The following is a 13,079-nucleotide window of genomic DNA, read 5'->3' on the forward strand; positions in this document are numbered from 1 at the left end:
TAGTATTGTAAAAGAGCAATGGGTATTATAATATAAATATATTTAGATTGAATTTCAATCGAAAATTTAATTTAAAAAATAATAACACCCGAATACAAAAAAATGTAAACGGGTGTTTAATTATTATTTCTTAGCTTCCTCGATGTAAGAGATAGCTTGACCTACAGTAGCGATGTTTTCTGCTTGATCGTCTGGAATTTGAATGTCAAATTCTTTTTCGAATTCCATAATAAGCTCAACAGTGTCTAATGAGTCAGCTCCTAAATCATTAGTGAAGCTTGCTTCTGTTACAACTTCGTTTTCGTCAACACCTAATTTGTCTACGATAATCGCTTTTACTCTTGATGCAATGTCTGACATAATCTTTTAATTTTAGAATTTAATTTGTTGGCAAAAATAAAACAACTTTATTTTAAAACAACTATTTAGTGAATAAATGTGAGCACTAATTTATAAAATTTATTTTGACAAAGATTTCTCAATCCTATTTATTTTCAATTTTTATTCCTTTTTTTGCATAAATTAATGGATTGAATTATGAAAAAAATTGTGATTTTTGCTTCTGGATCGGGGACTAACGCTGAAAATGTTATCCAGTATTTTGCCACAAGGAGTATTGGAAATGTTGTTGGAGTTTTTACAAATAATGCAAATGCTAAAGTGATTGATAGAGCAAAAAATCTGGAGGTTCCCACGGTTATTTTTTCTAAAGATGACTTAAATTCAGGAAAAACACTACAAGAGTTGAATTTGTTTCAGCCAGATTTAATCGTGCTTGCTGGTTTTTTGTTGAAATTCCCGTCAACTATAATTGAAGTCTATCCCAATCAAATCGTAAATATACATCCAGCACTATTGCCAAAATATGGTGGAAAAGGAATGTATGGAATGCATATTCATAAAGCGGTTGTCGAAAATAATGAAAAAGAAACTGGAATTACTATTCATTATGTAAACGAGAATTATGATGAAGGGAATATTGTTTTTCAGCAAAGTGTTGTTTTGACAGAAACGGATACTCCAGAAGATGTTGCGGCAAAAATTCACACATTAGAACAAAAACATTTTCCAGAAGAAATTGAAAAATTGCTTTTATCCAACCTTTAAGACTTACCTATTGAAATACGACGTACATATATATACAGACGGTGCTGCCAAAGGGAATCCTGGAAATGGAGGCTATGGAGTAGTTATGGAATGGGTTGGAAAACCGTATAAAAAAGAATTTTACGAGGGTTTTAGACACACGACCAATAATAGAATGGAATTGTTAGGTGTTATCGTAGGCTTAGAAAAATTAAAAAATGAGAATACGTCTGTTTTAGTGATCTCAGATTCGAAGTATGTTGTGGACTCTGTGCAAAAGAAATGGGTTTTTGGCTGGGAGAAAAAAGGGTTTGAAGGAAAGAAAAACCCTGATTTATGGAAACGCTTTCTGGTTGTTTACCGAAAACATCAGGTGGATTTCAAATGGATAAAAGGGCACAATAACCACCCCCAAAACGAAAGATGCGATGAACTGGCTGTTATGGCTGCCATGCAAAAACAAGTTTCTATTGATGCATTTTATGAAAAAGAAGTAGGGAAGTTGTTTTAGGAATGATATAATTTGTAAATTTGTTTAAATGCCTGATTATGATAGAGCAAACTTTAATACCAAAGGATACTATTGTGAATCTTACTTTTGAGATTCCGGAAAATCTTGTTGGTAAACCTTTAAAAGTTTTTATTGATTTCGAAAAAGACGACGACGAGCAAGAAATGTCTCAAGCAGATTTTTTGAAATGGATTGACGATGCCGAAAAATCGCCAACAATGTCTTTAGAAACATTTAATGAAAAATGGGAAAAGAAAAAAAAGGAAATTCTGAGTCGTATGCGTTAACTATCTCACAGAAATATTACGAAGATTTAGAACAAATTGTAGATTACATTGAATTTGTTAAGTTTCAACCCCTCAATGCTATTAAAGTGGGTGATGGAATTCAAAAGACAATGAATAAAATCATCTTGAACCCAACCATTTACTCTGAGTGCGAAAACATTCCAACAAAATCTAAAATTTACAGAAAAGCAAGCTACAGATCTTGGTTAATAGTCTTTAAATTCAAAGGAGATGTAGTTACAATTTTGGGTGTTTTGAGCGGCAAAAGAAAATCTTCAAGTTTTAGAAAGAGGAAATAACTGCATTAGCGGTTTTAAATGCTTCATTATAGCTACTTCAATTTCAATAAATCATTATATTCTTCCAGTAATTTTTTATGAAAACTTTGAGAGCCACATCTTTTGCAATATTGCAACTTATAAAGTATCTTTGCGCCTTAATTCGAAACTCATATAATGAATAAATTATTGATTGTTGGAACGGTAGCTTTCGACGCAATTGAAACTCCTTTTGGAAAAACAGACAAAATTCTTGGTGGAGCAGCAACTTATATTGGAATCTCAGCTTCTTTTTTTAAGGTACAATCGGCTATTGTTTCTGTAGTTGGAGATGATTTTCCACAAGAATACCTAGATTTATTAGTGGAAAGAAATATTGATATTTCTGGAATAGAAGTCGTTAAAGGAGGAAAAACATTCTTCTGGAGTGGTTTATATCATAATGATTTGAATTCAAGAGATACTTTGGTAACAGAACTTAATGTTTTGGCCGATTTTCAACCAAAAGTTCCTCAAGACTATAAAAATGCCGAAATTGTGATGTTAGGTAATCTACATCCTTTAGTGCAAAGTAGCGTTTTGGATCAAATGGAAACAAAACCTAAATTAGTAGTGCTAGATACTATGAATTTTTGGATGGATTGTGCTTTGCCAGAATTAATGGCTATCATTAAACGTGTAGATGTTATTACCATTAATGACGAAGAAGCGCGTCAACTTTCTGGAGAGTATTCTTTAGTAAAAGCTGCAGCAAAAATCCATACCATGGGACCTAAATATGTGGTAATTAAAAAAGGAGAACATGGAGCATTATTGTTTCATGGGGAAGAAATCTTTTTTGCACCAGCATTACCTTTAGAAGAAGTGTTTGATCCAACTGGAGCAGGAGATACTTTTGCCGGAGGATTTGCAGGATTTATTGCCCAAAGCGAAAATGTGTCTTTCGAGAATATGAAAAACGCAGTTATTCAGGGTTCTAATTTAGCTTCCTTTAGTGTTGAGAAATTTGGAACAGAACGAATGATTGATTTAGATAAAAAAGAAGTGGTCTCAAGATTGCAACAGTTCAAATCATTGACCCAGTTTGACATAGAATTATAATAATCTAAAGCCTCACACGGGGCTTTTTTTAATTAATACAGATAATTTTCATGAGAAAAATACGAGCTTGCTTCGAATTTTAAGAATGAAAATAAAATTAGTACCATTTAAAATACCAATAACTACAAACAAAAACACAATGAGCGACGCTTTAAAACACGAATGTGGTATAGCTTTAGTTAGACTTCTTAAGCCCCTTGAATTCTACAAAGAAAAATACGGAACCGCTTTCTATGGCATACAAAAAATGTATTTGCTTATGGAGAAACAGCACAACCGTGGTCAAGATGGTGCTGGTTTCGCAAGCATTAAGTTAGATGTAGAACCTGGCGAAAGATACATAAGTCGTGTACGTTCCAATCATGCACAACCTATTCAAGATGTTTTTAAACAAATAAATGAAAGAATAAACGAAGAGATGGTGGCTCATCCAGAATATGCGGATGATGTACCACAACTAAAAGCTAATATTCCTTATATAGGAGAATTATTTTTAGGTCACGTTCGTTATGGGACTTTTGGTAAAAACAGCATCGAAAGTGTTCATCCTTTTTTACGTCAAAGTAACTGGATGCACAGAAACTTGATTTTGGCAGGTAATTTTAACATGACTAATGTAAAAGAGCTTTTTCAAAATTTGGTGGAGTTAGGACAACATCCAAAAGAAATGGCTGATACAGTTACCGTAATGGAAAAAATAGGTCATTTCCTGGATAAAGAAGTGATGCAATTGTATCAAGACTGTAAGGAAGAGGGTTTGTCTAAAAGAGAAGCCTCACCAGTAATTGCAGAACGATTAGATGTTGCTAAAATATTGGCACGTTCTTCCAAAAATCTAGATGGAGGATATGCCATGGCAGGTCTTTTAGGTCACGGTGATGCTTTTGTTTTTAGAGATCCAGCGGGAATTCGTCCAGCTTATTTCTATCAAGATGATGAGATTGTTGTTGTTGCTTCAGAGCGACCTGTAATACAAACTGTTTTCAATGTCCCTTTTGATAAAGTACAAGAGATTGATCCTGGAAGCGCTTTGATCATTAAGAAAAACGGAACGGTATCTATGACTGAAATCCTTCCGCCTACAGTAAAAAAAGCCTGTTCTTTTGAACGTATTTATTTTTCTAGAGGAAGTGATGCTGAAATATATCAAGAAAGAAAAAATCTAGGAAAACTTATTTTGCCTGCAGTATTAGAGTCTATAGATAATGATACTGACAATACGGTTTTCTCTTATATTCCAAACACTGCCGAAACTTCTTTTTATGGATTGGTTGAAGCGGCTCAAGACTTTTTGAATCAAAGAAAGAAAAATTTCATTCTTCAAAACAAAGATCTTTTGAATGAAGATACGCTAGAAAAATTGCTTTCTGTAAAAATTAGAACCGAAAAAGTTGCCATAAAAGATGCAAAATTAAGAACCTTTATTACTGAAGACAGCAGTAGAGATGACTTAGTGGCCCACGTATATGATGTAACGTACGGTGTGATAAAACCAACGGATAATCTTGTGATTATTGACGATAGTATTGTAAGAGGAACAACTCTTAAAATGAGTATCATAAAAATGATGGATCGTTTGAATCCAAAAAGGATTGTGATTGTTTCCTCTGCACCACAAATACGTTTTCCAGATTGTTATGGAATTGATATGGCAAAACTGGAAGGATTAGTTGCTTTTAAAGCAGCATTAGAATTGTTAAAAGAAAGAAACTTGTATCACATCGTAGACGAAGTATATGCTAAATGTAAAGCACAAGAGAATTTTAAAGATAGCGAAGTAGTAAATTATGTTACTGCTATCTATGCTCCTTTTGCACCACAAGAAGTTTCAGATAAAATAGCAGAGTTATTAAGTTCTCCAGAGATTAATGCCGAAGTGAAAATTATTTTCCAAACAGTTGAAGATTTGCATATTGCTTGTCCGAAGAATCTGGGAGACTGGTATTTTACAGGAGATTACCCAACACCAGGAGGAAATCGTGTTGTGAATCGTGCTTTTATGAATTTTTACGAAGGTAAAGATGCTAGAGCCTATTAATAAATTCATTACAGTATTCGATAAACGGATTTGTAGGTCTTTTATCGATTTTATTTTTATAATTTATAATACCTAAGTATATTCGCCTACCGTAATTTTAGTAGGTTAAGTTTATGGTAAATTTGGGGCAAAAAGGGTGGAAGTAACATTCCACCTTTTTTATTGGAATAAAGTCAAGTAATTTAGGTTGAATTTTTTAAAATTACGTTGTGACTTTTTGTAGTTGTGATTTATTAAAAATATTGAGAATTGCTATTTTGGTAAGTCAACGAGTTTATTGGGCATTCATCGGATATGTTTTAAATGGATCGTATAACGTTGTACATTTGACTACCATGATTTTAGTAGGTTAAGTTTATGGTAGATTTGGGGCAAAAAGGGTGAAAGTAACATTTCACCTTTTTTATTGGAATAAAGTCAGGCTTTTAAACTTAATATGTTTCTTTTTAAATGTAAATTAAGAATAAAATAACAAGATAAGTATGCTGTTAATCAGTAAAATAGCTAATTAACGAGTATTTAGGAAGTTCATCGAAAATATTTTTAGTAAAGTGATTATCGACGTACATTTGACTACCATAATTTTAGTAGGTTAAGTTTATGGTAGATTTGGGGCAAAAAGGGTGGAAGTAACATTTCACCTTTTTTATTGGAGTAAAGTCTCAAAAAAGAGAATAGAAGTTAGAAAAGAGAAAAGAGAAACGAGAGAATAGAAAAAAGTAAATCCAAAAAAAATAGACGAACAAACTCTAAGTTCATCCGTCTATTCTCTATATTCTTTTTTCTATTCTCTTTTTACTTCTCTAAAGCGAAACGTCTAGATACTTCAGTCCAGTTAATTACATTAAAGAAAGCTTCAATATAATCAGGTCTTCTATTTTGATAGTGCAAGTAATATGCATGCTCCCAAACGTCCATTCCTAAAATTGGAGTTCCGCCACAACCTACACCTGGCATCAAAGGATTGTCTTGATTTGGAGTTCCGCAAACGTCAAGTTTACCCCCTTTTTGTACACATAACCAAGCCCATCCAGAACCAAATTGTGTAGCACCAGCCTTAGCGAATTTTGCTTTGAATTCTTCAAAAGTACCAAAAGCAGTTTCAATAGCCTCTAGCAATTCACCAGTTGGCAATCCACCACCATTTGCAGACATAACCGTCCAAAACAAGTTGTGATTGTAAAAACCACCACCATTGTTACGAACCGCAGCATTAGCTTTGTCTAAGTTAATCAAGATGTTTTCAATTGTTTTTCCTTCCAAATCCGTTCCTGCAATAGCAGCATTCAAATTTGTTGTATACGCATTGTGATGTTTAGAATGGTGAATTTCCATTGTGCGAGCATCAATATGAGGTTCTAGTGCGTCATACGCATAAGGTAATTGTGGTAATTCAAAAGCCATAATATAGTTGTTTAGTGATTTATAAATATTTTATTCAAAATTAAACATTTAACTTTGGAATTGAAAATTCTATTTCGTTATAATTTCATTAAGTAAATTGATAGTATAGCAAATCGCACACTGAGCATGTCAAAGTGAGGAGCTATTTCCCGCCCCCGATAGCTATCGGGGTTCCAATCTTTTTATCCCGATGAAAAATCGGGATAAAAAGGATTTTCCCTTCCATCGGGGCTAGGGCATTTGGGATTTCAGGAAATTTTAATGTAAATCAGAAATTAATCCCGATAGTTATCGGGACGTTAATCATCAATCTAAATTCCAAATGGAAAGACCTTCTTTCGCTATATACGACGCCTCCGCAGGTTCCGGAAAAACATATGCTCTTGTCAAAGAATACCTCAAAATCATTCTCACGGCACACAAGAACGATGCTTACCGTAATATACTGGCCATTACGTTTACCAACAAAGCGGTACATGAAATGAAAAGCCGAATCGTAGGTAGTTTGTCTGAATTTGCCAAAGACGAACCCAATGCCAAAGCGCTGGATTTGATGCAGGATTTGGCTGTGGATACCGCACTTTCAATCATTCAAATCAAAACCAAATCCCAACAAATCATCAAGCATATTATTCACAATTATGCTGCTTTTGATATATCGACCATTGATAAATTTACACACAAAGTTATTCGTGCTTTTGCACACGATTTGGGGTTGCCTATGACTTTCGAGGTAACTTTGGATACCGAAAATCTGCTGATTGAAGCCGTAGATGCCATCATCGCACAAGCGGGCGAAGATGAAATTCTGACCAAATTACTCATCGATTTCACGATGGAAAAAACTGATGATGACAAATCTTGGGACATCTCGCGTGAAATTCTGGAAACGGGAAAATTAGTGTTGAATGAAAATAACCGAAACGAAATCGTTCATTTTCACGATAAATCAATAAGCGATTTTATAGCCGTAAAAGAAAAATTAGTTAAGGTCTGTGCAGCTTTAGAAAAAGAAAATGCTGCTCTTGCCGAAACATCATTATCATTAATTGATAAAAATGGAATTGATTTAAAATCGTTTTCCAGAGGAACTTTTCCGAATCATCTTCAAAGTATCGCTGATGGTAAATTCAATCCAAAAAACAAGATGTTTCGGGAGTTCGAAGATATTGCCATCAATAAAACGGCAAAAGACCGAGCCTTGATAGAAAACATTATTCCCGATTTGTTGCAAACTCTTGTCGAAATTTACAAAAACTTCGAAAAGCGAAATTTCTACAAAGCCTTCTTGAAAAACATCACGCCTTTATCATTATTAAATACAGTCAGCAATGAATTGGCAAAAATTCAAAGCGAACAAAATGTACTTTCGATAACCGAGTTCAACGCGATTATTCACCGCGAAATACAAAATCAACCCGCTCCTTTTATATACGAGAGATTAGGGGAGCGCTACCGTCACTTTTTTATAGACGAATTTCAGGATACTTCCGAAATGCAATGGCAAAACCTGATTCCGCTTATTGACAATGCGCTTTCGGGTCAAGATGATTCAGGACAAAAAGGGACTTTGATGATTGTTGGCGATCCCAAACAATCCATTTACCGATGGCGTGGAGGGAAAGCCGAACAGTTTATCGAGTTGAGTAAAGACCAAAACCCGTTCAGTAATCCCGAAAAAAAACTGGAGCATTTAGATAAAAACTATAGAAGCTATTCTCAAGTAATCGAATTTAACAATGACTTTTTTCAATTCTTGTCCAATGAGTTCAGCAATGCCGATTATAAAGATTTGTACGAAAATCACAGCCGTCAGAAGATAAATAATAAAATTGGGGGCTATGTGAATATCTCTTTTTTGCCAAAAATAGAAGAACAAGAAACCGATGACGAAGAGGTTCTAGATAAATCCGCACAATATGTGTTGGCGACTTTAACTACTATTCAAAAAGTACTCAACGAAGGATTTGAATATAAAGACATCGTAATCCTTACCCGTAAAAGAAGTCAGGGAATTGCGATTGCCAATTATTTAACGGAGCAAAGCATTCCGCTTTTGTCCTCCGAAACATTGATGATTCAAAACGCGACCGAGGTTCGATTGATTATTCACATATTAAAATATTTAAAAAACAGCTCCGATTTAGAGTCAAAGGCTAATTTTTTACAATATTTGGCACAAAACAAACAAAATGAATTGCCTGTTCATGATTTCATAGCCAAAGGGATGGAATTGAAAGAGGAAGTGGCTTTCGAAAAATGGCTGGAAAACTGTAATATAGAGCTCTCTTTTCAGAACATTAGAAAAAAATCATTGTACGAGGCCGTAGAAATTATTGTTAAAAAATTCCTAGCCCAAGCCTCCCCCGCCCCCGAAGGGGGAGCTACTAAGATTGAAGAAGTATCTCCGTCTAGTTCATTAGCTCCCCCTTCGGGGGCGGGGGGGGCTTATGTTCAGTATTTTCTAGATATTGTTCTCGAACGTGATGTCCGCAATCAAGCAGGGATTTCAGATTTTCTGAATTATTGGGATAAAAACTCGGAGAAATTCAGCATTCCTTCTCCCGAAGGTACTAATGCGGTTCGGATAATGACGATTCACAAATCAAAAGGATTAGAATTTCCAGTTGTCATTATGCCTTTTGCCGAAGAAGATTACAACAGAAAACCAAAAGATAAATTATGGCTGAACTCCGAAGAACAAGATTTTGACATGCCGAAAGTACTAGTGGATAACAGCAGTGCTATTGAGGAGTTTGGTACAGCAGCATCGGCAGTTTATAATCTGAAAAAACAAGAAGAGTTGTTGGATAATATTAATGTGTTGTATGTGGCTTTAACCAGAGCCGAAGAACAATTGTATCTTATTTCTCAAAATATTAAGCCAAGGAAAGACGGAGAATATCCAAGCAATATGGCTTCTTTTTTTATAAAACATTTGATCCATCAAGGACTTTATGATGAAAACCAATTAGAATATCCATTTGGTAGTTCAGTAAAGTTGTCTGCAAAAGAAAAACACATTGATACTTCGAAAACCATTCCGTTGGTTTCAGATGTTTTGAATCCCAAAAACATAAAAATTGCACAAAAAGAAGCATTAATGTGGGGAACGCATCAGCTGGAAGCTATAGAATTTGGTAACGTGGTGCATGAAATCCTTTCATTTGTAGCGACAAAAAGCGATGTGGAATTAGCCATAAATAAAGCTATTGAAAACGGTTTAATTACGAATCTTCAAAAAGAGCTAGTTTATAATGCAATTGTAGAAATCGTAAATCATCAAAATTTGACAGAACATTTTGCTGATGGGAATGAAGTTTTGAATGAAAAAACGATTATTCAAAAAGAAGGGGGTACCATAAAACCCGACCGAATAGTAATCAATAAAGCCAAAGAAGTTTTTTTATTGGATTACAAAACGGGTCTTCCTAATCCGAAATACAAATATCAATTAGAAAATTATCAAAGGGCTATTGAAAAAATGGGCTTCAAAGTGCTAAAAAAATCGCTTGTATATATAGGAGTCAAAATCGATGTAGTACATTTGTAAAAAAAAAATAATTGTCAAATAGCTAAGTTTATTGTTTTTTATACTTAAAACGATACCCTTTTAAATTTAAATAAAATGTACGGAAAAATACAACAACACTTACAGTCTGAACTTCAGACTATTGAAGAAAACGGAATTTTCAAAAAAGAAAGAATTATTACCTCTCCACAAGGAGCAGAAATCACTATTTCAACAGGAGAAACAGTTTTAAATTTTTGTGCCAATAATTATTTAGGACTTTCTTCGCACCCCGAAGTAGTTCAAGCGGCTAAAGATGCTATGGATACCCATGGTTTTGGAATGTCATCCGTTCGTTTTATTTGTGGTACTCAGGACATTCATAAAACATTAGAAAAAAAGATAGCTGATTTTTACGGTACCGAAGACACTATATTGTATGCAGCGGCTTTTGATGCAAATGGAGGGGTTTTTGAGCCTTTATTTGGTGAAAATGACGCTATTATATCAGATAGTTTAAATCATGCGTCTATAATTGATGGAGTGCGTTTGTGTAAATCAGCTCGTTATCGTTATGAAAATAGTAACATGGAAGATTTAGAGCAGCAATTGATTAAAGCTAATGAAGCTGGAGCTCGTTTTAAGATCATAGTTACCGATGGTGTTTTCTCTATGGATGGAGTTGTAGCGCCATTAGATAAAATATGTGACTTGGCGGATAAATATGATGCCTTGGTTATGGTTGACGAATGTCATGCGGCAGGATTTATCGGTGCAACAGGTAAAGGTACGCTAGAAGCTAAAGGTGTAATGGGACGTGTAGATATTATCACAGGTACCTTAGGAAAAGCATTGGGTGGAGCCATGGGAGGTTATACAACTGCGAAGAAAGAAATAATAGAGTTATTGCGTCAACGTTCTAGACCTTATTTGTTTTCGAATTCATTAGCTCCAGCTATCGTTGGTGCATCTATTAAGGTATTCGAATTATTAGAAAAAGACACCACGCTTAGAGATCAATTAGAATGGAATACCAATTACTTTAAAGCAGGTATGAAAAAAGCAGGTTTTGATATAGTAGAAGGAGACTCAGCTATTGTGCCGGTAATGCTATATGATGCCAAATTAGCTCAAACTATGGCTAATGAGTTGCTAAAAGAAGGAGTGTATGTTATAGGTTTCTTTTTTCCGGTAGTTCCTAAGGATAAAGCTAGGATAAGAGTGCAATTATCGGCGGCACATTCTAAAGAACATTTAGATAAAGCAATTGATGCTTTTGTGGCTGTAGGTAAGAGACTTGCTGTAATATAATTGTTAAATTTTGTGGTATTCAGATGTTTTATTTAACATTTTATTTTGATGTTAAATAAAATCGTACTATTTTTGTTCTTAAATTAACTAAATTGTAATTAAAAAAACAAAGTATGAAACATCTTAACAAACTTTTAGTTGCTGTAACGATGGTGATGGGATTAAGCTCTCAAGCACAAGACAGTAACAATAAATGGGCTATCGGTTTTGGAGTAAACGCGATTGACTATAGGTCTAGTGCTGGTGAAGACTTTATGAGTCATTTTGACCAACCATTCAAGGTAAGTGACAACTGGAATATTCTTCCTTCTGTTTCTTATATCAATGTTTCTAGATACGTAGGAAGTGGTTTTATCGTAGGAGTTACAGGATCTATCAATCAAGTTGATAAATTTGTAACTGCGCCAAATGTTGTTGTAAATCCTGGTGATTTGATGTACTATGGTATCGATGCAACTCTTACTTACAGTTTTATGGAGTTACTTAAGTCTAAAGTAATTGAGCCAACTTTAAGCGTTGGTGGTGGTTATACTTTCTTAGGTGATGAAAGCTATGGTACTGTAAACCCGGGTGTTGGATTAAACTTTTGGTTTACTGAAAACGTTGGTCTTTCTTTATTAGGAACATACAAAAAATCTTTCGGAGATAGAACATATGCTGATGGTAAAACTCCTGATGCTCCTTCTTACACTCAATACTCTGCAGGTCTTACTTTCAAGTTTGGTGCTAAAGATACTGACAATGATGGAATTTATGACAAAGATGATGCTTGTCCAGAAGTTGCAGGTTTAAAACAATTCAACGGTTGTCCTGATTCTGATGCTGATGGTATCGAAGATTCTAAAGACACTTGTCCTACAGTTGCTGGTTTAGCTGAATTTAACGGATGTCCTGATACAGACGGAGACGGTGTAGCAGATCCAGATGATGCTTGTCCAGAAGTTGCTGGATTGAAATCACTTAAAGGTTGTCCAGATGCTGACGGTGACGGTGTTACTGATGCTTCTGACAAATGTCCTACAGTTGCTGGTCCAGCTAGCAATGGTGGATGTCCAGAATTAGACTCTGATAAAGATGGTGTAATTGACAAAGAAGATGCTTGTCCTACAGTAGCTGGTCCTGCTAGCAACAAAGGATGTCCAGAAGTAACTGAGCAAGTATTAGAAGAACTTAAAGTACAAGCTAGAGCGGTATACTTCGTAACTGGTAAAGCAATCTTAGAAACTGCTGATAAAGGTGCTACAGACGGTAGATTGGAAGCGATTAAAGAAATCCTAAGAAACTACCCTAACGCTAAATTCGCTATCGAAGGTCACACTGATAGTACTGGTAGCGCTAAAATAAACCAAAAACTTTCTGAAGACAGAGCTAAAGTTGTTATGGATAAGTTAATTGAAAAAGGTGTTAACCCTGCTAACTTAACTTCAGCTGGTTTTGGTTCATCTAAACCAGTAGCTTCTAACAAAACTAAAGAAGGTAAAGCATTGAACAGAAGAACTGAAATTAGACACATAGGTTCAGTACACGAAGGTAAATTGTAATTTATTCTTCA

At 34.8% G+C, this 13,079-nt stretch carries 11 protein-coding genes; 9 read left to right on the forward strand and 2 right to left on the reverse strand.

The window, feature by feature from the left end; all coding sequences use genetic code 11:
* Positions 1-123: 123 nt before the first annotated feature.
* Positions 124-360, reverse strand: a complete 237-nt coding sequence (locus FNW52_RS03920; RefSeq protein ID WP_007137004.1) for an acyl carrier protein — start codon at positions 358-360, stop codon at positions 124-126.
* A 177-nt stretch (positions 361-537) separates the two neighbouring features.
* Between FNW52_RS03920 and FNW52_RS03925 the strand changes: the two genes are divergently transcribed.
* From FNW52_RS03925 to FNW52_RS03950, 6 genes are all read left to right on the forward strand, one after another.
* Positions 538-1,107: a phosphoribosylglycinamide formyltransferase gene (locus FNW52_RS03925; RefSeq protein ID WP_143376154.1), complete on the forward strand. Its 570-nt coding sequence runs from the start codon at positions 538-540 to the stop codon at positions 1,105-1,107.
* Positions 1,108-1,117: 10 nt separating this feature from the next.
* Positions 1,118-1,597, forward strand: a complete 480-nt coding sequence (gene rnhA / locus FNW52_RS03930) for a ribonuclease HI (protein WP_143376155.1) — start codon at positions 1,118-1,120, stop codon at positions 1,595-1,597.
* 38 nt (positions 1,598-1,635) lie between these two features.
* Positions 1,636-1,884 (forward strand): hypothetical protein, encoded by a 249-nt coding sequence (locus FNW52_RS03935; protein ID WP_143376156.1) that lies wholly within the window; start codon positions 1,636-1,638, stop codon positions 1,882-1,884.
* A complete protein-coding gene (locus tag FNW52_RS03940; protein WP_143376157.1) occupies positions 1,842-2,183 on the forward strand; it encodes a type II toxin-antitoxin system RelE/ParE family toxin in 342 nt (113 codons plus the stop codon). Before FNW52_RS03935 ends, FNW52_RS03940 begins: the two co-directional genes overlap by 43 nt.
* Positions 2,184-2,339: 156 nt before the next feature.
* Positions 2,340-3,263: a PfkB family carbohydrate kinase gene (locus FNW52_RS03945; protein WP_143376158.1), complete on the forward strand. Its 924-nt coding sequence runs from the start codon at positions 2,340-2,342 to the stop codon at positions 3,261-3,263.
* Between the two features lie 139 nt (positions 3,264-3,402).
* Complete coding sequence (locus tag FNW52_RS03950; RefSeq protein ID WP_143376159.1) at positions 3,403-5,301, forward strand: amidophosphoribosyltransferase; 1,899 nt, start codon at positions 3,403-3,405, stop codon at positions 5,299-5,301.
* Positions 5,302-6,096: 795 nt separating this feature from the next.
* On the opposite strand, the gene FNW52_RS03955 is transcribed toward FNW52_RS03950, so the two are convergent.
* Complete coding sequence (locus tag FNW52_RS03955) at positions 6,097-6,705, reverse strand: superoxide dismutase (protein ID WP_143376160.1); 609 nt, start codon at positions 6,703-6,705, stop codon at positions 6,097-6,099.
* A gap of 322 nt (positions 6,706-7,027) precedes the next feature.
* Here FNW52_RS03955 and FNW52_RS03960 point away from each other — a divergent pair, with 322 nt between their 5' ends.
* From FNW52_RS03960 to FNW52_RS03970, 3 genes are all read left to right on the forward strand, one after another.
* Positions 7,028-10,258, forward strand: a complete 3,231-nt coding sequence (locus FNW52_RS03960) for an exodeoxyribonuclease V subunit beta (RefSeq protein ID WP_143376161.1) — start codon at positions 7,028-7,030, stop codon at positions 10,256-10,258.
* A 75-nt stretch (positions 10,259-10,333) separates the two neighbouring features.
* Complete coding sequence (kbl, locus tag FNW52_RS03965) at positions 10,334-11,527, forward strand: glycine C-acetyltransferase (protein ID WP_143376162.1); 1,194 nt, start codon at positions 10,334-10,336, stop codon at positions 11,525-11,527.
* Positions 11,528-11,640: 113 nt separating this feature from the next.
* Positions 11,641-13,068, forward strand: coding sequence for a thrombospondin type 3 repeat-containing protein (locus FNW52_RS03970; RefSeq protein WP_143376163.1), 1,428 nt, complete (start codon positions 11,641-11,643; stop codon positions 13,066-13,068).
* The last annotated feature ends 11 nt before the right edge of the window (positions 13,069-13,079 follow it).

Origin of the sequence: Flavobacterium sp. ZT3R18, assembly GCF_007097385.1 — a bacterium.
GTDB lineage: Bacteria > Bacteroidota > Bacteroidia > Flavobacteriales > Flavobacteriaceae > Flavobacterium.

Bases quoted from the DNA above. Each gene is read 5' to 3' on its own strand.
- FNW52_RS03960 (WP_143376161.1), top strand. From the start codon at position 7,028: ATGGAAAGACCTTCTTTCGCTATATACGACGCCTCCGCAGGTTCCGGA.
- FNW52_RS03970 (WP_143376163.1), top strand. From the start codon at position 11,641: ATGAAACATCTTAACAAACTTTTAGTTGCTGTAACGATGGTGATGGGA.
- FNW52_RS03945 (WP_143376158.1), top strand. From the start codon at position 2,340: ATGAATAAATTATTGATTGTTGGAACGGTAGCTTTCGACGCAATTGAA.
- FNW52_RS03935 (WP_143376156.1), top strand. From the start codon at position 1,636: ATGATAGAGCAAACTTTAATACCAAAGGATACTATTGTGAATCTTACT.
- FNW52_RS03920 (WP_007137004.1), bottom strand. From the start codon at position 360: ATGTCAGACATTGCATCAAGAGTAAAAGCGATTATCGTAGACAAATTA.
- FNW52_RS03925 (WP_143376154.1), top strand. From the start codon at position 538: ATGAAAAAAATTGTGATTTTTGCTTCTGGATCGGGGACTAACGCTGAA.
- FNW52_RS03940 (WP_143376157.1), top strand. From the start codon at position 1,842: ATGGGAAAAGAAAAAAAAGGAAATTCTGAGTCGTATGCGTTAACTATC.
- FNW52_RS03955 (WP_143376160.1), bottom strand. From the start codon at position 6,705: ATGGCTTTTGAATTACCACAATTACCTTATGCGTATGACGCACTAGAA.
- kbl (WP_143376162.1), top strand. From the start codon at position 10,334: ATGTACGGAAAAATACAACAACACTTACAGTCTGAACTTCAGACTATT.
- FNW52_RS03950 (WP_143376159.1), top strand. From the start codon at position 3,403: ATGAGCGACGCTTTAAAACACGAATGTGGTATAGCTTTAGTTAGACTT.